The 22,347-nt window shown below is 60.4% G+C and carries 21 protein-coding genes; 14 read left to right on the top strand and 7 right to left on the bottom strand.

All coding sequences use genetic code 11. The features are described from left to right. Positions 1–194: 194 nt before the first annotated feature. On the bottom strand, positions 195–1,112 hold the full coding sequence (locus tag J1N02_RS25305; protein ID WP_027603431.1) for a LysR substrate-binding domain-containing protein: 918 nt from the start codon (positions 1,110–1,112) through the stop codon (positions 195–197). A 187-nt stretch (positions 1,113–1,299) separates the two neighbouring features. On the opposite strand from J1N02_RS25305, the gene J1N02_RS25300 reads away from it, so the two are divergent. From J1N02_RS25300 to J1N02_RS25270, 7 genes are all read left to right on the top strand, one after another. Next, positions 1,300–2,820 carry an ABC transporter substrate-binding protein gene (locus J1N02_RS25300; RefSeq protein WP_027603430.1) on the top strand — a complete coding sequence of 507 codons (1,521 nt, stop codon included), beginning with the start codon at positions 1,300–1,302 and terminating at the stop codon, positions 2,818–2,820. Positions 2,821–2,901: 81 nt separating this feature from the next. Continuing rightward, positions 2,902–3,819, top strand: coding sequence for an ABC transporter permease (locus J1N02_RS25295; RefSeq protein WP_027603429.1), 918 nt, complete (start codon positions 2,902–2,904; stop codon positions 3,817–3,819). Positions 3,820–3,828: 9 nt separating this feature from the next. After that, positions 3,829–4,731, top strand: a complete 903-nt coding sequence (locus J1N02_RS25290; protein ID WP_421147944.1) for an ABC transporter permease — start codon at positions 3,829–3,831, stop codon at positions 4,729–4,731. Positions 4,732–4,763: 32 nt separating this feature from the next. Further along, positions 4,764–5,780: an ABC transporter ATP-binding protein gene (locus J1N02_RS25285; RefSeq protein ID WP_108574706.1), complete on the top strand. Its 1,017-nt coding sequence runs from the start codon at positions 4,764–4,766 to the stop codon at positions 5,778–5,780. After that, positions 5,777–6,766, top strand: a complete 990-nt coding sequence (locus J1N02_RS25280; protein WP_092359177.1) for an ABC transporter ATP-binding protein — start codon at positions 5,777–5,779, stop codon at positions 6,764–6,766. The genes J1N02_RS25285 and J1N02_RS25280 overlap by 4 nt, the downstream gene beginning before the upstream one ends. Beyond that, positions 6,763–8,187 (top strand): M20 family metallopeptidase, encoded by a 1,425-nt coding sequence (locus J1N02_RS25275; RefSeq protein WP_027603425.1) that lies wholly within the window; start codon positions 6,763–6,765, stop codon positions 8,185–8,187. Before J1N02_RS25280 ends, J1N02_RS25275 begins: the two co-directional genes overlap by 4 nt. Then, positions 8,184–9,338 carry a M20 family metallopeptidase gene (locus J1N02_RS25270; protein ID WP_421147943.1) on the top strand — a complete coding sequence of 385 codons (1,155 nt, stop codon included), beginning with the start codon at positions 8,184–8,186 and terminating at the stop codon, positions 9,336–9,338. Before J1N02_RS25275 ends, J1N02_RS25270 begins: the two co-directional genes overlap by 4 nt. 46 nt (positions 9,339–9,384) lie before the next feature. On the opposite strand, the gene J1N02_RS25265 is transcribed toward J1N02_RS25270, so the two are convergent. The 3 genes from J1N02_RS25265 to J1N02_RS25255 form a co-directional block, all read right to left on the bottom strand. Next, positions 9,385–9,807 (bottom strand): hypothetical protein, encoded by a 423-nt coding sequence (locus J1N02_RS25265; protein WP_098479887.1) that lies wholly within the window; start codon positions 9,805–9,807, stop codon positions 9,385–9,387. 47 nt (positions 9,808–9,854) lie between these two features. After that, positions 9,855–10,319 (bottom strand): hypothetical protein, encoded by a 465-nt coding sequence (locus tag J1N02_RS25260; protein WP_027603422.1) that lies wholly within the window; start codon positions 10,317–10,319, stop codon positions 9,855–9,857. A gap of 128 nt (positions 10,320–10,447) precedes the next feature. After that, the gene (locus J1N02_RS25255; protein WP_027603421.1) at positions 10,448–11,464 is read right to left on the bottom strand and encodes a 1-aminocyclopropane-1-carboxylate deaminase; all 1,017 of its coding nucleotides are present in this window, start codon (positions 11,462–11,464) and stop codon (positions 10,448–10,450) included. 198 nt (positions 11,465–11,662) lie between these two features. Here J1N02_RS25255 and J1N02_RS25250 point away from each other — a divergent pair, with 198 nt between their 5' ends. Next, positions 11,663–12,172 (top strand): Lrp/AsnC family transcriptional regulator, encoded by a 510-nt coding sequence (locus J1N02_RS25250; RefSeq protein WP_027603420.1) that lies wholly within the window; start codon positions 11,663–11,665, stop codon positions 12,170–12,172. Positions 12,173–12,179: 7 nt separating this feature from the next. Here J1N02_RS25250 and J1N02_RS25245 read toward each other — a convergent pair whose 3' ends face one another. Continuing rightward, the gene (locus J1N02_RS25245; RefSeq protein ID WP_421147942.1) at positions 12,180–13,160 is read right to left on the bottom strand and encodes an AraC family transcriptional regulator N-terminal domain-containing protein; all 981 of its coding nucleotides are present in this window, start codon (positions 13,158–13,160) and stop codon (positions 12,180–12,182) included. A gap of 188 nt (positions 13,161–13,348) precedes the next feature. On the opposite strand from J1N02_RS25245, the gene J1N02_RS25240 reads away from it, so the two are divergent. Next, a complete protein-coding gene (locus J1N02_RS25240; RefSeq protein ID WP_405125988.1) occupies positions 13,349–14,527 on the top strand; it encodes an aldo/keto reductase in 1,179 nt (392 codons plus the stop codon). 178 nt (positions 14,528–14,705) lie between these two features. After that, the gene (locus J1N02_RS25235; RefSeq protein WP_421147941.1) at positions 14,706–15,416 is read left to right on the top strand and encodes a hypothetical protein; all 711 of its coding nucleotides are present in this window, start codon (positions 14,706–14,708) and stop codon (positions 15,414–15,416) included. A 106-nt stretch (positions 15,417–15,522) separates the two neighbouring features. Here the strand turns inward: J1N02_RS25235 and J1N02_RS25230 are convergent, their stop codons facing one another. Next, positions 15,523–15,933, bottom strand: a complete 411-nt coding sequence (locus J1N02_RS25230; RefSeq protein ID WP_098479891.1) for a winged helix-turn-helix transcriptional regulator — start codon at positions 15,931–15,933, stop codon at positions 15,523–15,525. Between the two features lie 88 nt (positions 15,934–16,021). On the opposite strand from J1N02_RS25230, the gene J1N02_RS25225 reads away from it, so the two are divergent. Beyond that, the gene (locus tag J1N02_RS25225) at positions 16,022–16,870 is read left to right on the top strand and encodes an SDR family oxidoreductase (RefSeq protein WP_098479892.1); all 849 of its coding nucleotides are present in this window, start codon (positions 16,022–16,024) and stop codon (positions 16,868–16,870) included. A gap of 185 nt (positions 16,871–17,055) precedes the next feature. Here the strand turns inward: J1N02_RS25225 and J1N02_RS25220 are convergent, their stop codons facing one another. Continuing rightward, on the bottom strand, positions 17,056–19,254 hold the full coding sequence (locus tag J1N02_RS25220; RefSeq protein ID WP_421147940.1) for a TonB-dependent receptor: 2,199 nt from the start codon (positions 19,252–19,254) through the stop codon (positions 17,056–17,058). A 176-nt stretch (positions 19,255–19,430) separates the two neighbouring features. Here J1N02_RS25220 and J1N02_RS25215 point away from each other — a divergent pair, with 176 nt between their 5' ends. The 3 genes from J1N02_RS25215 to J1N02_RS25205 all read left to right on the top strand — a co-directional run bounded on the left by J1N02_RS25215 (position 19,431) and on the right by J1N02_RS25205 (position 22,271). After that, positions 19,431–20,660: an MFS transporter gene (locus tag J1N02_RS25215; RefSeq protein ID WP_421147939.1), complete on the top strand. Its 1,230-nt coding sequence runs from the start codon at positions 19,431–19,433 to the stop codon at positions 20,658–20,660. 117 nt (positions 20,661–20,777) lie between these two features. Further along, the gene (locus J1N02_RS25210) at positions 20,778–21,293 is read left to right on the top strand and encodes a sigma-70 family RNA polymerase sigma factor (protein ID WP_027603406.1); all 516 of its coding nucleotides are present in this window, start codon (positions 20,778–20,780) and stop codon (positions 21,291–21,293) included. Further along, complete coding sequence (locus J1N02_RS25205; protein WP_092359193.1) at positions 21,294–22,271, top strand: FecR domain-containing protein; 978 nt, start codon at positions 21,294–21,296, stop codon at positions 22,269–22,271. It abuts the gene before it with no gap. Positions 22,272–22,347: the final 76 nt, after the last annotated feature.

The raw sequence follows: 22,347 nt of genomic DNA, 5'->3' as shown, positions 1-22,347 counted from the left end.
TACCGAGCATTAGAACTCGATAGCAGACGCACACCTTTTAAATCTCAAACTAGAGGTTGCTGTTCATGAGGGCATTCAAACATCCGGAAGCCAGGGAGTTCATCCTTGAGCGTGTTCTCTATGCGTTAAGCATCAGTCAGCACAGAAAAACTCGCTGATCTTCCAAGGTGGAAGATGGGAGTAACCTCATCTTTTCAAAGCCGCTTCGCCTTCGCCAGCTCAGCGATCAGAAAATCCCTGAACGCCGAAACCGCCGCCGGTAGATTGCGCCCAGCCATGCTTTGCAGTTCGATGCGCCGCGCCTGCATGCCTTCATCAAGGATCGGCAAGCATTGCAACTGCTTGTCCGCCACCTGTTGGTGCAAGGTCATTTCGCTGGCCAGGCTGATGCCTCCCTCTTCACGGACGAAACTGTAGAGTGCGGCAACGTAATTGGTGGTCAATACCGGGTCGAACAACAACCCCTGGACGCCGCAACAGATGTCGAAGAGTTGCCGTATCGTAGTGTCGGCCTTGGGTAACGCAATGGGCCAGGGTTGCAACTCGGCGAGGTTGACAGACTCCCGCCCGGCCAAGGGATGGGCATTGGAGACCACGGCAAAAATCGCCCCGCTCAGGACATGCTCGACCTTGATTTCCTTTTGCGGCGTCAGGCTGAACGTCATCGCCAGGTCGGCTTCACCGGAGCGAACCTTCTCGGTCGCTTCAGCGGGCGCACAGACCTCCAACGTAAAATGAATGCCCTGATACTCACGCCTGAACGCGCTGATGCTCCTGGGCATGTATTCCAAGGCAAATCCTTCCGAACAGGCAACATGCACATGACCGCGCTGCAAGCCATGCAACTCGGTAATTTCCAGCACCACCTGCTCGGCCTCAAGCTGCGACTTGCGCGCATAAGCCGCCAGTCGCGCCCCCGCCTCGCTGAGCACCATGCCGCGGGCACGACGCTCAAACAGGCTGGCATCCAGGGCCAACTCAAGCTTGGAAATTTGTCGACTCACCGCTGATGCCGCCACATTCAGCCGCATTGAGGCCTCGCTGATTGATCCGCATCGCGCGACCTCAAGAAAATAGCGCAGTGCCGTGGACTGCACGCCATACAGCTGCATCGGAGCCTCCAAGGATTGCCTTTTCGGCAAAGGAAGTATCGAAATATTGTGCTTGTGGCATTGATAGCCCTTCCCTACATTCGTGTCCAGACCAAAAAAAACAGCGCCCGACCTTTTCCTCCTCCTTCTACGCATTTGCGATTCGCTGCCCTTTGATTCAACCACTCTCGCCAACGGAGACGACGGCATGGGCATCAAAGGTTTCGCCTGCAGTATCGCGCTGATGGGCCTTATCAGCAGCTTTCCGGCACATGCCGGCAAAGCCAACGACACCCTGGTTTACGCTTCCGACAGCGAGCCTGAAAACATCAGCCCCTATCACAACGATTTACGCGAAGGCGTGATTCTCGGCCGGCTGATCTGGGACAACCTGATCTACCGCGATCCCAAAAGCGGCGAATACAAACCCATGCTGGCCACCAGCTGGAAGCAGGTCGACGACACCACCCTCGACTTTGAGCTGCGCAAGGGCGTCAAATTTCACAACGGCGACGCCTTCACCGCCGACGACGTGGTGTTCACCCTCAACTACGTGGTGTCGCCCGAAGCGAAAGTCGTTACCGTGCAAAACGTAGACTGGATCAAGGGCGCCGAAAAAACCGGTGACTACAGCGTCCGCCTGTATTTGAAGAAGCCTTTCCCGCCGGCACTGGAATACCTGTCCAACGCCGTTCCGATGTTTCCCAAGCAGTACTTCGAGAAGGTCGGCCTGGCCGAATTCAGTCGCAAGCCCATTGGCACCGGGCCGTATAAAGCCGTGTCGGTGGTGGCCGGCGAAGGCGTGACCATGGAGATCAACAAGGACTACTTCCCGGACAGCCCACAAGGCAAGCCCCATATCAGCCACCTCAAGTTCCGCGTGATCCCGGATGCAGAAACCCGTCTGGCCGAGTTGATGACCGACGGTGTCGACTGGACCTGGCGTGTGACCTCGGATCAGGCGGTCGACCTCAAGGGTATGCCGAACCTGACCGTGACCAGTGGCGAAACCATGCGCATCGGTTTCCTGATTCTTGATGCACGGGGCACCTCCACTGAAAACTCACCGATGAAGAACCTCAAGGTGCGCCAGGCCATCAACCATGCGATCAACCGCAATGCGCTGGCCACGCAATTGGTGGGGGGCGAAGCCAAGCCCTTGCAGGTTGCCTGTTATCCCGGTCAGTTCGGTTGCGATACCACTGCGGCCACGGTCTACGACTATGACCCCGCCAAGGCCAAGGCGCTGCTCGCCGAAGCCGGTTACCCAAATGGCTTCGAGACAGAAATCTTCGCTTATCGCGACCGTGATTACGTCGAAGCCATCATCGGCAACCTGCGCGCAGTGGGCATCAACGCCAAGCTGCGCTACTTGAAGTACGCCGCCCTGCGCGATCAGCAACGTGGCGGCAAGGTGCCCATGTCGTTTCAGGCCTGGGGCTCGTTCTCGATCCTCGACACCTCGGCGTCGGCCGGTACCTGGTTCAAGGGCAATCCGGACGACAATATCAAGGACCCACAAGTCCAGGGCTGGTTGCAGACCGCCGACAATGCCCTCGACCCGCAAGTGCGCAAGGACAACTACCGCAAGGCCTTGCAGCGCATCAGCGAGCAGGCCTACTGGGCGCCGCTGTTCAACTACTCGATGAACTACGCCTACACCTCGGAACTCGCGTTCACACCGTACCCGGATGAGCTGCCGCGTTTCGTCGAGTCCACGTGGAAGTAATACGTAACCGGGCGCACGGACTCTCGTGCGCCACGGACACGTCCTCACACTTGTCATTCATTGGATATGAGGAAACTTGCCATGCTTGGATTCCTTCTGCGCCGCCTGGGCATCGCCATTTGCGTTGCCATTACCGTGTCGGTGATCAGCTTTTCTCTTTTGCACCTGTCCGGCGACCTCGCCACTGCCATTGGCGGACCGGAAGCCACCAGCGAACAGATCGAACAGATTCGCGTGCAGTACGGCTTGAACAAACCGCTGCCGACCCAGTACTTCAACTGGCTGGGCGATTTGCTGCGGCTGGACCTGGGCAACTCGTTTTTCTTTCAGGAATCGGTCTACAACCTCGTCGCCAGCCGCTTGCCGATTACCCTGGGGCTGGGTGCCATGGCGCTGGGGATCGCCTTGCTGGTGGCCATTCCACTGGGCGTGCTGGCCGCGGTCAAACGCGACACCTGGGTTGACCGGCTGGCCTTGAGCATCGCGGTGCTGGGTCAGGCGATGCCAAGTTTCTGGTTTGCGCTGATGCTGATCGTGGTGTTCGCGGTGACGCTCAAGTGGCTGCCGGTGTCCGGCAACGCGACCCTGCTGCACTTCGTCATGCCGGCCATTGCCCTGGGCTACTACGCGACGCCGGCAATCATGCGCCTGACCCGCGCCGGCATGCTTGATGTGCTCAGTTCCGATTACATCCGCACCGCCCGCGCCAAGGGCCTGCGCCCTGCCCGCGTGCTGTTCAAGCATGCGCTGCGCAACGCGCTGATTCCGGTCGTCGCGCTGGCGGCGGTGGAGTTCGGCTTCATGCTCGGCGGCTCGGTGGTGATCGAAACCGTATTCTCCCTGCAAGGCATCGGGCAACTTGCCTGGGACGCCATCGCCCGTGACGACTTTCCAGTGGTACAGGCCGTGGTCCTGTTGATTGCGGTGATCTACATCATCCTCACGTTGCTGGCCGATGTGCTCAACGCACTGCTCGACCCGCGTATTCGCGTGCGCTAGGAGGCCTACATGAGCACCCCCACTACCCTCGCGATCAATGACTACCTGCCATCACCGAGCAGCCTGAGCCGAGTGCTTGGCAAGAGCTTGCGGCATCGGGGTTTCGCCATCGGCGCGGTGTTGTTGCTGATTATCTTCGCAGGTGCACTGTTCGCGCCGTGGCTGGCACCTTACGACCCTTATGCGCAAGACGTGATGCTGCGCATGAAACCACCGGTATGGATGGCCAACGGCACCTGGGAATACGTGCTCGGCACCGACAAGCTGGGCCGTGACTACCTGTCGAGGCTGCTCTACGGCGCACGTATTTCGCTGTTCATCGGCATTGCAGCGGCGCTGATTTCCGGCTTTATCGGCACGCTCATGGGGCTGTTGGCGGGCTACTACGGCGGCAAGGTCGATGGGTTTATCAGCTACCTGATCACCACCCGGCTGGCGATGCCGGTGGTGATGGTCGCGCTGGCCTCGGCCTCGCTGATGGGCGGCTCACTGAAAGTGGTGATCGTGCTGCTCGGCTGCCTGTTATGGGATCGCTTCGCGGTGGTGGTCAGGGCCTCGGTGCAACAGATTCGCGATGCTGAATATGTGGCGTCGGCCCAGGCGCTCGGCTGCTCGACCCTGCGCATTCTGGTCAGTGAAATCCTGCCCAATCTGGTCGGCGCACTGATCGTTGTCGCGACGCTGGAAATGGCCCACGCGATCCTGCTGGAGTCGGCCCTCTCGTTCCTCGGGGTTGGCGTGCAGCCACCGACGCCGTCCTGGGGCCTGATGATCGCGGAAGGCAAGCCCTACATGTTCTTTTCCCCGTGGGTCATCGCCATTCCCGGCGTCGCCCTGATGATTCTGGTGCTGGGCATCAACCTCGTCGGCGATGGCCTGCGCGATCTGATCCTGCCCGACGGCCGTAACTGATAGACCGCCGTAACTGATAGAGGGAACCGAACATGGCACTACTCCATGTGGAAAACCTGCGCGTGGACATCCCCATGGGCAACAGCCCGACGCCGGATGACATGCTGCATGCCGTACGCGGCCTGAGTTTTGAAGTCGAGCGCGGTGAGATGCTGTGCATCGTCGGGGAATCCGGCTGCGGCAAATCCCTGACCTCGCTGGCGTTGATGGACCTGTTGCCACGCAAGGCCAAACGCACCGCGTCCCGGCTGACGCTGGACGGCATCGACATGCTCGGCCAGAGCGAGCGGCGCATGTGCGACCTGCGCGGCAACCGCCTGGCGATGATCTTCCAGGAGCCGATGACCTCGCTGAACCCGGCCTACAGCATTGGCGATCAACTCAGCGAGGTACTGACCCAGCATCGCAAGGTCTCAAGCAAGGAGGCCCTGGGGCGCGCCGCGCAGATGCTGGAGAAGGTCGGGATCAGCAATGCCACCGAGCGCCTGCGCCAGTATCCGCATCAACTTTCCGGCGGGCTGCGCCAGCGGGTGATCATCGCCATGGCGTTGATGTGCGAACCGGACCTGATCATCGCTGATGAGCCCACCACGGCGCTGGACGTGACCATTCAAGCGCAGATCCTGCGCTTGATCCGCGACATCCAGAAAGAACTCGGCCTGGCGGTGATCTTCATCACCCACGACCTTGGGCTGGTGGCACGGATCGCCGACCGGGTCGCCGTGATGTATGCCGGGGAAATCGTCGAAACCGCCCCTGCCCTGCAACTGTTCGAGAATCCGCAGCATCCGTACACCCGGGGGCTGCTGGCGAGTATTCCAATCCCTGGCCGGACCAAACCGGGTGAGGCGCTGGGTTCGATTCCAGGCCTGGTGCCGAGCCTGGTCGGCGAACAGCAAGGGTGTGCGTTCCGCAATCGTTGCGGTCAGGCGATCCCGGCCTGCGCGCAACACATCCCCGAAGTCGAACAGGACGGGCACATGGCGCGCTGCCTGTTCGCCGCACCGGCCCCGGCACCGATTCGCCTTCAGGAGCGTGCAAGGTCATGAAAAAAGACATCGCTTTGGAGCTGTGTGACATCCGCCGTGAGTTTCGGATCAACCAGGGCTTTTTCAAACCCGCCGCCACCCTGAAGGCCGTGGATGGTGTTTCCCTGCGCCTGATGCGTGGCGAGACCCTCGGTCTGGTGGGCGAGTCCGGTTGCGGCAAAAGTACCCTGGCCAAGATGCTGCTCGGCCTGTTGCCGCCCACCAGCGGCGACGTGTTGGTCAATGGCAAACACCTGGCGACGACTGATCGCAAGGAAATGTCCCGGCATATCCAGCCGATTTTCCAGGACCCGTATTCCTCGCTGAATCCACGCAAGACCCTGCGCGAAATCGTTACCCTGCCGCTGATCGTGCATGACATCGGCAGTACCGCCGAGCGCCGCAGGAAGACCGAAGCGATGCTTGATGTGGTCGGCCTGCCCAAGCGGGTGATCGACAGCTACCCGAGCCAGCTGTCCGGCGGGCAACGCCAGCGGGTGGCGATTGCCCGGGCGCTGATCATGCGCCCTGACGTGTTGATCTGCGACGAGCCCACCTCAGCGCTGGATGTGTCGGTGCAGGCGCAGATTCTCAACCTGCTGCAGGACCTCAAGCGCGAATTCGGCCTGACCTATCTGCTGATCAGCCATAACCTGGCGGTCATCGAACACCTCGCCGACCGGGTCGCCGTGATGTACCTGGGGCGCATCGTCGAAGAACGCACGCGCGAATCGTTGTTCGCTCAACCCGGTCACCCATATACCCGCGCCTTGCTGGATTCGGTGCTCACGCCCGATCCGCGCCTGGGCATTCCCGAGATCGGCCTGCACGGCACCTTCCCCAACCCCATGTCACCGCCGTCCGGCTGCGCCTTCCACCCGCGCTGCCCGAGCTGCTTCGCCCCCTGCAAAACGGCCTACCCGGCCAATGGTCCGCTTATCGGCGGCAACGTGCGTTGCCACCTTCACGACACTTCTGCCCAAACACTGGAGCTTGTCCACTCATGAGTCGTTCACTGGCTATCAGCAACACCACAGCGCAATTCGACAATGGCGAATTCTTCAATCTGCTCCAACGCAGCGTCGCCCTGCACACCGAAAGCCAGGCAGCGGACAGCCAGCCCGAGCTGTATCGCTACCTCAATGAGTTCATCACCCCACATGTCGAGGCGATGGGTTTCAGCGTCAAGATCTATGACAACCCCGTGGCCGAGCGCGGCCCCTTCATGATCGCCACGCGCATTGAACACCCGGACCTGCCGACCGTGCTCAGCTACGGCCACGGTGATGTGGTGCGCGGCTATGAGGCGCAATGGCGCGAAGGCCTGTCGCCGTGGCACGTCATTGCCGAAGGCGATCGCTGGTACGGCCGCGGCACGGCGGATAACAAAGGCCAGCATCTGATCAACCTGACCGCCCTGGAACAAACGCTCAAGGCGCGCGATGGCCAGCTGGGCTTCAACGTCAAGCTGCTGCTGGAAATGGGCGAAGAGGAAGGCTCGCCGGGCTTGAACGCATTCTGTGCCGCCCACAGCAAAGAGCTTGCGGCGGATATCTTCATCGCCTCGGACGGCCCGCGCCTGGCGGCATCACGCCCGACGATTTTTCTCGGCTCGCGCGGGGTATTCAACTTCGAGCTGGTGGTCAATTTACGTGAAGGCGCCCATCACTCCGGCAACTGGGGCGGGTTGCTGGCCAATCCCGGCATCATCCTGGCCAATGCCATCGCGAGCATGGTCGATGAACACGGTCGGGTGAAAGTGGCCGGCCTGATGCCCGAGACACTGCCGGAGCCGGTTCGGCAGGCGCTGGCCGATATTGCCGTGGGTGGCGGACCGGGCGATCCGGACATCGACGCCAATTGGGGTAACCCGCAGCTCTCGCTGAGCGAAAAGGTGTTCGGCTGGAACACCCTCGACGTCATCGCCTTCAAAACCGGCAACCCAGACGCCCCGGTGCATGCGATTCCCGGCAAGGCTAACGCCCACTGCCATATCCGTTTCGTGGTCGACAGCGACTACACGACCTTTATCCCGGCGGTACGTACCCACCTGGATGCGCATGGCTTCAGCAATGTCGAGGTCAAGCAAAGCCGCATCGATGTGATGCATGCCACTCGGCTGGATCCGCAGAGCCCTTGGGTCGATTGGGCGCTCGGCTCCCTGGCACAGACCACCGGCAAAAAACCTGCGCTGCTGCCAAACCTCGGTGGTTCGCTGCCCAACGATGTGTTCGCGGACGTGCTGGGCCTGCCGACATTGTGGGTGCCGCACTCGTACCCGGCCTGTTCACAACATGCGCCGAACGAGCACTTGCTGGCGCCGGTGGTCAAGGAAAGCCTGCAAATCATGGCCGGGCTGTTCTGGGACCTGGGCAACGACGCGGCACGCCTGACCCGGGAACATCAGTTACGGGAGCAGGCGCAATGAGCGCCACGCCACAACAGGCCCTGGACTGGCTTGCCGAGCAGCGCCCAGCCATGGAAGCGCTGCTGCGGCGCATCGTCGACACCGACTCCAACAGCTATGACAAGGCGGGTGTCGACGCCGTGGGCGCGCTGCTCGCGGCTGAACTGGAGGCCGACGGCATCCTGCTCAAGCGCATACCGGTCGAGTGTTTTGGTGACGTGCTGCTCGCCGAAGTGCCAGGCGATCCTGGAAAACCGGTGCTGTTGCTGGGCCATCGCGACACGGTCTTCCCCAAGGGCACCACCACGACTCGCGGCTACAGCCGCGACGCCAACCTCGCCTATGGCCCCGGCGTCGCCGACATGAAAGGCGGCCTGGTGCTCAATTGCTTCGCCCTCATGGCCCTCAAGCGCGCCGGCCGGTTGCCCTATCCGGTGCAGGTCCTGTACACCGGCGACGAAGAAATCGGCTCCGGCAGCGCCAGGCCCCATATCGAAAACGCCGCCCGTGCCGCCCGCGCCGTGCTCAACACCGAACCCGGCCGGGCCAGCGGCAATGTGGTCAGCGCACGCAAAGGCGGGGCCACGCTGATCATCGAAGTCAGTGGCCGCGCGGCGCATGCCGGGGTCAACCATGCCGACGGGGCCAGCGCCATCGAGGCCCTGGCACGCAAGATCGTCAAGCTGCATGCCTTGACCGATTACCCGGCCGGCGTCACCACTAACGTTGGGCTGGTATCCGGTGGTACATCGAGCAACACCGTCGCGCCCAGCGCCTGCGCGCGGCTGGACGTGCGCTTCATCGAACTCAAGCACTGGGATCGGATCTTCAGTGCAATCCAGGCCATCGTCGCCGAAGAAGAACTGATCGGCACCCGCGCCGTCCTCAAGGAAGCGACGACCTTTCTACCGATGGAAGCACGCCACAGCGAACGACTGCTGCATCTCTACCAACAAAAAGCACGGGCATTGGGTTTCAGCGTCGAAGGCGAATTCACCGGCGGTTGCGCCGACTCCGGCTTTACCGCCAGCCTGGGCGTTCCAACCCTGTGCGGGCTCGGCCCGGTGGGTGGCAAGGTCCACACCGATCGTGAATACCTGGAGCTGGACACCCTGGTACCTCGCGCCCTGGCCCTGGTGGCGACCATTCTGGCGGTCGGCGACAGCGTTTGAGGTCATGGGTTTCTACGCGTCGCCGAGGTCAGGGTATCCGACAGGTTCACAGGCAGCTCCTGGCGCTGTCGGGTATCGCTTCAAGGTGACGGGAATGGCTCACTCGGGCGAAATTTTTGACCTGTTCTACTGCTGCAATCACCGAGCATTCGGCCGACCCGTCTGGCGCTATGGAGTAGAGGCATCGCTTACCCATGGAAAGGCTATGCAATACACGCTCATCCAGTTCACCGAGCACGACAAAAGAACAGTCACTTCTGGTCACTTGCACATCAACGCGCTTGCCAGGCACGGTGTCCACCGCATCGACATGGAGCAGCGCAACATTGTCAAAACAGCTGAACCCCTGATGGATCAAGTCAATATGAGCGCTATCAAGCCCGCACACGATGACCACGATGCGCGTGCAACTTGATGGCTCGCGCATCCACTTCATGGCGTTGGGACGACAATCGACAGCTTGGCTCATAATCGATGCCTTTATGGTTCCAACCGGCGAATGGACCAGGTCATTGGTTAAATGACGCCGCGTGCCTGCAACACGCTTTTCGCCAGGCTTCGGGTCGCCGCTAACACCGCCTCCACCTGTTGATCCATCTGTGCAGTGGAGGAGGCTACTTCTCCAAGCTCGACCACGCGCAGCGGATGACCAAAGACGGACCCCAGCCACGTCATGCCGCAATTCGTGCCAGTTTCGACATCCAGTAAAAAGCTGCCGTGGGAGACGCCGCGCAACAGTTGGCTGGCATGGCACGCGTAGGCCCCGTCGGACGGCTCCGGGCTGGACCCGACCTGCAACCAATCGAGCCTCAACGCCTCGGACTGTTTGACGGCTAGATAAGCCACCTGGTCCCACTCATCTATCGCCACATGCAGCTTGTCGATCATGTACGGGGGCAACGCGGCGCTGGTAACGATCACCACTCCGGCATCCGCCGAAGGCTCCTTGATCCAGACTGCGGATTGCGTTATCGCATGCATGGCGGTACTCCCGGCGGTTGGATAGGAGCAACGTGCTCCGGGTGGCGATTCGACGATGGGATCGTGACATTCAATATTGATGCCGACTCACCCATCGCGTCGTGAGCTCCCTGGTTTTTTGGCGTTAATCAGCCGTTGCGAAACAGGAAGCTGTAGGCATTCAGCGCAGGCGCCCCACCCAAGTGCGCATACAGCACTTTGGAGCCTTCGGGGAACTCACCACGGCGGACCATTTCAATCATCCCGTGCATGGATTTGCCCTCGTACACCGGATCGGTCAGCACGCCTTCCAGGCTCCCGCACAAACGAATGGCTTCCAGCGTGCCTTCGTTGGGCAAACCGTATTCCGGGTAGGCAAAACGTGTATCGAGCACCACGTCGTCTTCGGTGATCTCACGGCCCAGTTCCACCAACTCTGCGGTGTGCCGGGCGATACGCAGGATCTGCGCCTTGGTTTGCTCCGGCTTGGCCGAGGCATCAATGCCGATAACGTTCTTCGAACGGCCGTCCGCGGCGAAACCGACGACCATGCCGGCCTGGGTACTGCCGGTCACAGAGCAGACCACGATGTAGTCGAACGTGAACCCCAGTTGTTTTTCCTGCTCTCGCACTTCCTCGGCAAAGCCGACGAACCCAAGGCCGCCGTAGGGGTGTTCGGAACACCCGGCAGGGATTGGAAACGGTTTGCCACCCCGCTCCACCACATCGTCCATGGCCTTCTGCCAACTGGGCCGGATGCCAATGTCGAACCCGGCGGCGTCCAGTCGTACGTCGGCGCCCATGATGCGCGACATCTCGATATTGCCAACGCGGTCATACACCGCATCGGAGTAGTTCACCCAGTTTTCCTGCACCAGCACACACTTCATGCCCAGGTGAGCGGCAACGGCGGCCACCTGGCGGGTCTGGTTCGACTGGATACCGCCGATGGAAACCAAGGTATCGCAGCCTTGCTCGAGCGCTTCGGGAATCAAGTATTCGAGCTTGCGCGTTTTGTTCCCGCCGAAGGCCAGGCCACTGTTGCAGTCTTCACGTTTGGCATACAGCTCGACCTTGCCACCCAGGTGTTCACTGAGGCGCTTCAAGGGCGTGATGGGAGAAGGACCGAAGGTCAACGGATAACGTTTAAAACGATTCAGGTTCATGACGCTGCTCCTTGATTACTGGACATCAAAGCGCCAGACCGAAAGGCAAAGGTTGCCTTCCAGGTTCTTTCAGTCGGGCTTCGATGAGTTCAATATTAAGAAGTTTTCCAAAAAGATGTATTGCAAACTTCTAGCACTTAAAGAACTATAATTTCTCGCTATAAATATCTAACATACTTTAATTGCGAATAAACAGTCATGAACGCAACAAACACTCGCAAGAAGCCAAGCGTATCAGCCCCGGTGCCGCAGCCGCTGGATCGAACCGACCGCGCCATTCTCAAGGCCCTGCAACGAGATGCCTCCATCTCCAATGTGGCGCTGGCAGAGAAGGTGAAATTGAGTGCACCGGCGTGCCTCAGGCGCGTCGAGCGGCTCAAGCAAGTCGGCCTGATCAAAGGCATAGTCGCGCTGCTCGACAATGTCGCGCTGGATGCGGGAATGGTGGTGTTGATCGGCGTGGTGCTGGACCGCTCCACACCGGAATCCTTCGCCGCATTCGAGGCAGCCGCACAAAAAGTGTCCGGCTGCATGGAGTGCCATGTGGTGACCGGGGAGTTCGACTACTTCATGTTGATACGAACCAAGGACAGCAACAGCTTCAACCGGCTCCACGCGGAACAGTTGCTTTACCTGCCTGGGGTTCGCCAGATTCGATCGTTCATGGGCTTGCGTCAGGTCTTGTCGACCACCCACATTCCCCTTTGAAGCGTCGCTAGTCGAGCAGTCCGCCCTGCTCCCGTACGTGCTTGATGTCTCTCGAGGGCGGGGCTCCGAAACGCCGGGCATATTCACGGCTGAATTGAGCGACACTTTCATAGCCGACGCGCAACGCGGCGGTGTTCACGTCAACACGATCGGTCAACATCAGGCTGCGTGCGGCTTGCAGCCGTAACGCCTTTTGATACTGAACGGGGCTGGTGCCTGTCAGCTTGCGAAAACTGTGATGCAGCGTAGAGCTGGCCATTCCTGATCGTTCGGCGAGATCGGCCACGTGCAGCGGTTTGTCGTAGTGATGTTTCAGCCATTCAATGGCTCTCACGATGCCCTTGTCTCGGTAACCGTCGCGGGTGACGCTGCGCAACCACTGCCCTGCACCACTTAACAACAGCCGAACGCATATTTCCCGCTTGATCAGATCCGACATCAAGCCTGCTTCAAGCGGCCGTTCGATCAGCGTAGCGAGTCGAGCGAATGCATCGAGCATCTCACTCGACGCCGCACCGGATACGAAGCCCCGCGCTTCTGTAGCTATTTCCTGCGTGGGGGGGGCCAAGGTCTGGATCACCTCGTTGAGCATGGAAAGGTTGAGCTTCAACACCACGGATAAATAGGGGGTTGCCTCGCTGGCGGCGGTAACGCGGGCCAATGTGGGGATGTCGACCGATGTGACGAAGAACGCCCCCGGCCCGAACTCACAGGCCTCCTCGCCGAACGTGATCTCCTTCGCCCCCTGCAGAATGATGGCCACGCAAGGCTCATAAATGCAGTAAGTGGGCGTACCCAGCTCAGCCATTCGATAAAAGGCCAGGCCTGGAATCGATGTTTTGCAGACCTCGTTCAAACCAATCTGCCGGGTGACTTTTTCGATCAGCCGTCCCAGTGCCTGGAGACGCTCGTTGGGCTGTATGGGATCGCGCAACGTCAGAGAATGCAGGTGGCCGGAACCGAACTGCGAGAAGGAACCGCTCGTCATCACATGCGCCCCTGTTTACGGAATGTTCGAGTCTGCTGAGAGTGCGTGACCAACACAAGCGCATCGGCAGGATTGTGCAAAAAATATGGCGTATTAGGGTCACCCGGCCACCCCTCGTTGTTCTAACTTCCAGTACGAATACCGGCTTCGATGATCCCGTGAAACCTCGGTCGCGAAAGGAACGTTGGATGGACAGACGAGATTTTCTTACTTACTCGGCAGTGGGCACTGTTGCAGCCGCTTTGCTGCCAGCCTCGAGTGTCGCCAGTTCGACAGCCCCAGCGCCCTCTTTACTGACAGAGCGCGGGAGCGTGATGCGTACTGAAGGCCGGCCAGTGCGCACAGGCCTGCCCCTCAATTCACCCTCGCCTACCCTGCGATACATGACGCCTCAACGCTTTGGCATGGGCGGGACACAGATTGGCAATATCTTTGCGCCGCTCAGCGACGAGCAGGCGGGCCTGGTTCTACAGGCCGCCTGGGACGCGGGTGTAAGGCTTTACGACACGTCGCCGTTCTACGGGTTTGGTTTGAGTGAATATCGGGTAGGCCGCTTTCTGCACGGCAAAAATCCGAACGACTATGTGGTCTCCACCAAGGTAGGAAGGGTTTTGACTGCCGCGGGTGGCCCGCGCGCGGACCATGCCATCTGGAAGTCACCCGCGCCCTTCAACTACCGGTATGACTACACCGCAGCAGGCGCACGGCGTTCCGTGGAAGACAGCCTGCAGCGGCTGGGGCTGCCGCGTATCGATATCGTCTTTATCCATGACATCTCGCCCGATAACAGCGAACTGGAAGGCGGTTGGGAAGCGGCGTATCGCATTGCGCGCACAGGGGCGATGGTCGAACTTGAAAAGATGCGTGATGAGGGCCTCATCAAGGCTTGGGGCTTCGGCGTCAATACGCCAAATGCTGTGGTCCAGGCAATGGCCGGTGATGACCCGACTCCCGACATCGTGTTGCTTGCCTGCCAGTATTCCCTGCTCGAGCACGGCGATGCGTTGCGCAACACCTTTCCGGCGTTGAGCAGGAAGGGCACCAGCGTTGTGGTTGGAACACCACTGAACGATGGATTCCTGGGAGGACGCAGCCGATACAACTTCAGTTTGGACCTGCCTGCCGGAGCGGTGGAAAAGCGCGCGCGAATCATGGCGGTTACCAAACGACATGGCATCGATATTCATACTGCCGCCCTGCAGTTCGCGGCAGCACATCCGCAAGTGTCAGCGATCATTCCGGGTGCCCGCACGCCGGGGCAGATCGTTTCCAATGTGCAGGCGATGAAGGTCGGTATCCCGGCAGCCTTTTGGGAGGAGCTCAAGAGCCGGAACCTGATCGATGCCCAAGCACCGGTCCCTTCCTGAACAGGGTCTACGCCCGTGCAACCTGCTGATGTGGCGCTAGCGTCGCTGGCCTCATTTAACCCGAAACCTATCTTCCTGGTTGCAGCAACGCTGCAGATAGCAGCCGCTTGATCCGCCTGTTCCAGTAAACAAACTGCGCACGCGTCCAACTAAAAACACTCGTCCAAGGCCGCAATAAATGAAGATACGCACGTCTTTCATGATTTTAGGCGGCCTGCTTGCGCTGTCCGGCAGTGGCTACTTACTCGCCGACACACTCGCGCTGAGCGTTCCATTGCCGGCTCCACTCCCACAGCTAAAAGTGCTGACATTCCTTATAGGTATACACCTGCTCGGCATGTGCTTCGGTCTCGGTGGGGCGACGATGCTGGACCTCTGGATCTTGCGTTGGATGCGCCGGGGCAGCCTCCCGGTTGAAATCGGACGCACCTTCCACTTCATCAGCGACGCGGTCACTATTGGACTCTGCCTCCTGTGGCTTTCAGGCCTTGGTTTCCTTGCCCTTTACGCGATGGAGTCGCCGGAAAAGTTTGAAAACCCCAAACTCTGGGCGAAAGTCATTGTGGTGATCGTGCTGACTATCAATGGAATAATCATCCACGCGCTTGTGCTGCCAGAAGCCCTACGCGACCTGAGTCGCCCCCTGCTCTTTGGCGTGTCCCGCAAAAGAGCGGCCTTGTTTCTCGCCTCCGGTGCAGTTTCGGGGGTGTCTTGGTACACGGCTTTTGCCTTCGGCATTTTTCGTGAGTTAAACAACAGTGTCACCTTCACCCTGCTGGTCATCATGTGGCTTACGCTGATAGTCGCCGCCTCTCTCGCCGCAATGCTGCTCTGGTTAAACTCTGCCGCGGGAACCAGAAAACCTCCGTCGCTCAGTCATCCGACGTGAAGATAAAGACCCGCTTGGGCATTGCGTGTAACTGCAACGCTTGCCAATCACGGCAAAGCGGCCGGGTCGTCCTCACGCATAGCCTTACCTGTAGCTCGCAAGCCCGTTATGAAATCTGGCGAGAGCGTTGTTCCTCCAGAATCTTTGGCAGATTGCCTTCGATCCAGTCAACCAGGCCTTCGACATGGCGGGCTACTTCAGTTCCCATAGGGGTGAGGCTGTACTCAACGTGGGGTGGCACGACCGGATAGGATTTGCGCAGGACGAAACCATCGAGTTCCAAAAACTGGAGGGTCTGCGCAAGCATCTTTTCGCTGACGCCTCCAATCTTGCGACGCAGATCGCTGAAGCGATGCGTACCCGCGAGCAAGGCCACCAATACTAATACTCCCCAGCGGCTGCTGACGTGCTGGAGGACGACCCTCGAGGGACAATCCGGGTCGAATAATTCACCGCTGCGCAGTCGGTTGGCCACTGTTGCGGGACGGGTTGCTCCAGAGGACTCGGAATCCGGCATGCTTACTTACCTTTAGGTACGTACTTACGAAAAGTTAGTTAAGGCCCTACTCTGCCTGCTCTATCACTTTTTGTAAAAGGCCCCCCTCATGATCGCCGTCACCGGAGCCACCGGCCAACTTGGCCGCCTCGTTGTCCAGCAACTCAAGCAAAAAGTACCCGCGTCCAACCTGGTCGCGCTGGTGCGCAGCCCTGACAAGGCGAGTGATCTAGGCGTGGAGGCACGTGTTGCCGACTATGACAATCCGCAAACCCTGGTCGCGGCGCTCAGCGGAGTCGACACGCTTCTACTCATTTCCTCAAGCGAAATAGGTAAGCGACTCTCACAGCATCGAAATGTCATCAACGCAGCAAAGCAGGCTGGTGTGGGTCGCGTCGTTTATACCAGTGTACTGCACGCGGATACCTCTTCATTGAGCCTCGCCGAGGAGCATCGGCAAACGGAAGCCGAGCTCACAGCATCGGGGTTGGCATTCACGATATTGCGTCATGGTTGGTATACCGAGAACTACACCGGCTTTATCGCTGGCGCGTTATCGGCCGGTGAATTTATCGGCAGCGCAGGTGATGGAAAGATTGCCGCGGCGACACGGGAAGATTTCGCCCAGGCCGCTGCCGTCGTGCTCACCCGCGACGATCAAGAGGGGAAGGTCTACGAGTTGGCGGGTGACAGCGCCTGGACGTTATCGGAACTCGCAGCCGAGGTTTCTCGGCAAACGGGTAGGAACATTCCCTACAAGAACTTGCCTGAAACTGACTACGCCTCTGCGTTAATCAATTTCGGCCTCCCGGAGCCACTCGCACAGGCCCTGGCTGGCTACGATGTCAACGCATCCCAAGGCGCACTTTTCGATGATAGCCATCAGCTTTCGACGCTGATCGGCAGGGCCACGACTTCACTTTCAGCAGCAGTGGCAATCGCGCTCAAAGGGCAATGATCGCAGGACACCGTGTCGCCGCCTGTTCGCAGAACGATCACCCGAGCAGCCACGCCAACAAAGAGCGCAAGGGCTGTAAACCCCTGCGCACCGTTGAGCAATGGCGAATTCGGGTCAGTGACGATCGGGCGACCAGCAAGCCTGAAGGTTATTGCTGGTGCATGATTGCTCCAAACCGGCGCCCGTCAAAAATCGACGGTCGCCGATAGTTGCAAGGTACGCGGATACCCCGGGGAAAACGCACCATAGGAGGCCACGCCGGACCAGTACTCACGGTCGAACACGTTCTGTACCGTGGCGCGGAATGTCGTCGGCCGCCCTTCTATCTTGGTGGCGTAACGCGCACCGGCGTCAATGCGGGTCCAGGCGTCGAGTTCCTGGGTGTTGGCCTGGTTGACGTATTGGCTGTCGGTGTAGATCGCACCACCCGTGAGGGTGAAACCTTCCAGCCAGGGGGTGTCGTATTCCGCCCACAGGTTGGCCTGGATATCGGGCACGCCGACCGGCTTGTTGCCCTGGTTAGCGGCAGTCGCCGACTGGGTCAGCTCGCCATCGAGGAAGGTCACGCCCCCCATCAAACGGGTGCCGGTGGCCACTTCGCCGAACACGCTGAGTTCCAGGCCACGGTTGCGCTGTTCGGCCTGCACCGAATACACGCCATTGGCGCCCAGTTCGCCGGCAGGTTTTTCGATCTGGAACAGCGCCAGTGTGGTCATGAAGGTGCCGTGTTCATACTTCACCCCCAGTTCGTGCTGCTTGGACTCATACGGCGCAAAGGTTTCCCCGGCATTGCTCGCCGTGCCCGGTGCCGCATCGCCTTTGCTCAGCCCTTCGACGTAGTTGTAGTAGAGGGAGACGTCCTCCCAGGGCTTGACCACCACACCCAGCAACGGCGTGGTGGCGTTGGCGCTGTAACGCGAGCTGACGGTGCCGGCGGCATTGTAGTTACGCGACTCGATAAACTGCCGGCGTACGCCCAGGCTCAGTTGGAGACGGTCATCCAGCATCCCCAAGGTGTCGGTCAACGCCACGCCGGACAGCTCCGACTCGGAGATTCGCAGCACCTTGGGCGTGTTGATGTATTGCTTGGGCGTGTCCACCGGGTGGTAGATATTGGAGAGGATCGTGGTGCCGTTGTTGATGCCCCGCGACAGCTCATCCTGGTAACGGGTCGCCATCAGCGTGGTGGTATGGGTTACCGGCCCGGTGGCGAAGAGCCCGCGCATCCCCACATCGGCGGTAGAACGGTCGACGTTGAATTTGTAATAGCCCGGGACGTTGCTGGTGTCGCCCGCGTCATTGAGGATGCGCGGCACCTGGTCGGACATGCGTTTCACATCCGACCTGCCGCCCCCTGCATGGGCGAAAACGGTGAGGTTGTCGCTCAGATCATATTCACCGCCGAGCAATGCGGACTGTTCCTTGGTATCCGACCAACCCCACTTTTGCGGCAGGCTGGTGCGGCCATTGGGGGCGGATGGCACGTCAACGCCCGGCGCGATGGTGAACGGGCGTGAGGCACCGTCGAAGCTTTCTTTCTGGCTGATGTAGTCCAGGTTCAGGCGCAGTCGCTCGCCACGATAATCCAGGGCAATCGCACCGATCCCTACGTCGCGATGCTGGTCGTTCACCGCCGTGTCGCCGCCCTGCAGGCTGCCGTTAAAGCGCACGCCGAACTGGTTTTCCTCACCAAAACGCCGACTGATATCCAGGTGCCCGCCCGCCTGGGAGTCCGACGCGTAGCTGCCGGTGAACCGGGTCAGGTCTTCCTCCAGCGGCCGTTTGGGAACGATGTTGATGACCCCACCCACACCACTGTTGGGCGAGATGCCATACATCAAGGCACCCGGCCCCTTGAGCACTTCGACACGCTCGGCGTACTCGGTAAAGACCCGGTAATTGGGGGCCACGCCATACACACCGTCGTAGGCCAGCTCACCCAGATTGCCTTCGCCGATGGCAAAACCGCGAATGAAAAACGAATCGACGATACCGCCGGTCTGGCCGGTCGAGCGCACCGACGGGTCGCGTTCCAGGGCATCGGCAACGGTGACGGTTTGCAGGTCGGCGAGGGTTTTGGCGGTGTAGCTGGTGACGCTGAACGGCGTGTCCATCACGTCTTTGTTGCCCATCATGCCCAGCCGCGCGCCGCGCGCCACCTGTCCACCGGGGAGGACTTCGGGCAACGCCGTCGGGCCGTTGTAGCGGCCGTCGATCGTGGTGGTGTCGAGGGTCAGGCTGGGCGTGCTGTCATCCGTGGCGGCAGGCGTTGGTGTCTCAGCCCAGGCAGTGGCGCCCGCTGCGACCATGACGAAATTCAACAGGGCGGTTCGAATGGCGAGGGTTAACGCGCGTTCACCGCAGGGCCGACTGGCAACAGGCATGACGAGAGGATCCTTTCAACGAGGGAAAATTGGAATTACTCGTAATGCCAGTCGACATGCGAAAAGGTATCACCCTCCCGTGTGATTTTTTTTTGCACGGTGCGCAGGGTTGTGCTGGACGCCGCGTTCCTCACACACTGGCATGAAATGGCCCTGTGGCTGACCAAGGAGTACGCATGTCCCAAGCAGGTGCCATCCCGGGTTCCCATGTAAGAATCCTCATTTATCTTCTGTTCGCGATCCAGTTGGTCTCCATGGGTGCGATGGAAATGAGCGGGCCGTTCTGGCCCGTGCACCTGCGCGGGCTGGCGTCCTCGGAGTCGGTATTCAGCTTCGCCAGCATCGCCGTGTACGTCGGGCCGATGCTGGGCATCATGCTGACCAGTGCATTCTGGGGCCGTATCGGCGATCGCTGCGGCCACAAACTGATGATGATCCGCGCACTCGCGGGGTTGTCCCTGACCCAGCTCGGACTGGCGTTTTTCAGTGACATCTGGGTCATCCTGATCCTGCGTTTTCTACAGGGCGCCTTTGCCGGCTATATAGCCCCGGCGCAGGCTTACGGGGTCAGTATCGAAGCGCCGTCGCGACGGGCGCGGTTATTCGCGATCCTGCAGATATCGACCAATGTCGGCTCACTGCTGGGTGCGGTCGCAGGCGGCCTGATCCTCGATTACGCGACGTTTTTCTGGATCAACATCGTCGCCTCGGTGCTCTGTGCACTCTGTACCGTCATCGCCGCCGTGACGTTGCCGGATGTACCTCCCGTACCGAAAAAACCGGCGGTGGCCACCCGCGCGCCGGCCGCAGGCACCGAAAGCATATGGCGCGGCTCTCCCCTGCTGTCGCTGCTGTGCGTCATGGGGATCCTGCTGCTGGCGCGCATGCTGCCGCAGACATCCTTCTCGCTGTACGTGAGCTCGACCTTCGAGGTCAGCCACTCAATCGTGGGCCTGTGCTACGGGTTGCTGGCGCTGGGCTTTATCCTGTCGGCAACGGCATGGTCGCGCTACTTCGAGCATCGTTCCCAGGCAGAAACCCTGCAACGCATCACGTATATCGTCATGGCCTGCATCGCCCTGACTGCCGTGGCGGGCATAACGCGCAGCCCCGGGGTATTTATCCTCGCCTACTTCATTTGGGGAGTCCTGCTGGGGGCGACCACCCCCGTGCTGATGGCGCTGGTCTCGAAAACCGCCGACAGCTCGCGACAAGGCTACGTACTGGGTATTGCCCAAAGTACCGCGCAGTTCGCCTCGATTGCCGGCATCTCCATCGGTGGCTTGTTGAGCCAGGTCTACGGCCTGCCATACACCTATCTTTTCGTATGCCTGGCCTATGCCGTGGCGCTGGTTCCCATGGTGGCGTTGCGGTACTGGTGGGCGTCCGCGCCGTCCAATCGCTGATTAGCGCCTTGATACGCCTGTCACACGCCTGATCACCGGACATGATCGCGCTTGCGCTCACGTCGGTTTGTCAACTAGCATTGGGAATACTTCTCAATTACAAACAAATCTGCCGCCATGAGCGAAACCTCTTCCGCGAATCACCTCAATCACCTGCGCGCCATCGAGGCCCTGTACAGCGGGCATCACGGCTGGCTGTATGCCACGCTGAAGAGAAAACTGGGTAACGCCATGGATGCGGCGGATCTGGCGCAGGACACCTTCACCCGGATCCTCGCCTCACAGGTCACGGTGATTGACCAGCCACGGGCGTACCTGAGCTGCGTGGCCAAGGGCATCCTGGTCAACTGGTACCAGCGCAAGGCACTGGAACGCGCCTACCTGGATGCGCTGGCGAACGTGCCCACCCACGAAGCACCGTCGCCCGAGGCGCACTTCATGGTGCTGGAAACCCTGCACGAAATCGACGCCATGCTCGATACTCTGGCGCCCCTGGTCAAGCGCGCCTTCCTGTTGTCGCAGATCAACGGCCTCAAGTACGACGACATCGCCGAGCAACTGGGTGTATCGCTGATCACCGTCAAGCGCTACATGAAACAGGCCTTCGTACAGTGCCTGATGCTGGTGGAGTGAATGCTCGGTCTGCGCAGGGAACCGCCGCTGGACCCGCAGGTACTCGAAGAAGCCGCCGAGTGGCTGATGCGCTTGAGCGAACGCGAACTGAGCGAGCACGAGCGCGCCGAATGGGAGCGTTGGAAGGTCAGCAGCCCGGAGCGGGATCGCGCCTGGTCGCGGGCGCAATTGCTGCAGAGCAAGTTCGGCGGCCTGCCGCCCGCCCTGGCAATGTCGGCGCTCGACCGGCCAGACAGCCCTGAACGTCGTGCAGCACTGGGCAAGCTGGCGATCCTGCTGGCGCTGGCGCCCGCGGGTTGGGGGAGCTGGAAGCTGGCGCAATCGCAGCAATGGTCAGCGGACTATCGCACCGACGTTGGCCAGCGCCGCGAACTGACCCTGGCCGATGGCTCGCGCATCACCCTGAACACCGCTACCGCCATCGACGTCGTATTCGACGACCGCCAACGCCTTATTCACCTGCGCGAAGGCGAAATCCTGGTGCAGACCGCCGTGGACACCGCCCCCCTGCCCCGACCGTTCCTGATCAGCACCCGCCAGGGAAGCATGCAGGCGCTGGGCACACGGTTTACCGTGCGTGAAGTCAGCCCCCGCACCCATCTTGCGGTCATCGACGGCGCGGTGAGGGTGATATTGGCCGATAACCGCCAGACCCCGCCGCTGATCGTCAATGCAGGGCAGCGCACCGACTTCTCCTCACAGACCTTTGGTGACCTGGCGCCGACCGATCGCTACATCGGTTCATGGACCCAGGGCATGTTGATGGCCGACAAGATGCGCCTGGCGGATTTCGTCGCGGAACTGACGCGCTACCGCCGAGGTTTCCTGCGCTGTGATCCGGCCATCGCCGACTTGCGCATTTCCGGGGCCTTTCCGATCAGTGATACCGATCGCACCTTGAGCATGCTGGTGCACACTTATCCCGTGCTGGCGAACAGTCATTTGCGCGGTTACTGGGTCACCCTGTCGCCCGCCTGACTCCCACGCAAAAATAAACGGCGGCCGGGGTGATACTTTTTTCGATCTCGACTGGCAAAGACAGGAACAGCCTTTT

The organism is Pseudomonas sp. NFX5, from assembly GCF_049132125.1.
GTDB lineage: Bacteria > Pseudomonadota > Gammaproteobacteria > Pseudomonadales > Pseudomonadaceae > Aquipseudomonas > Aquipseudomonas marginalis.
This window is presented reverse-complemented; position numbering and strand designations above follow the sequence as displayed.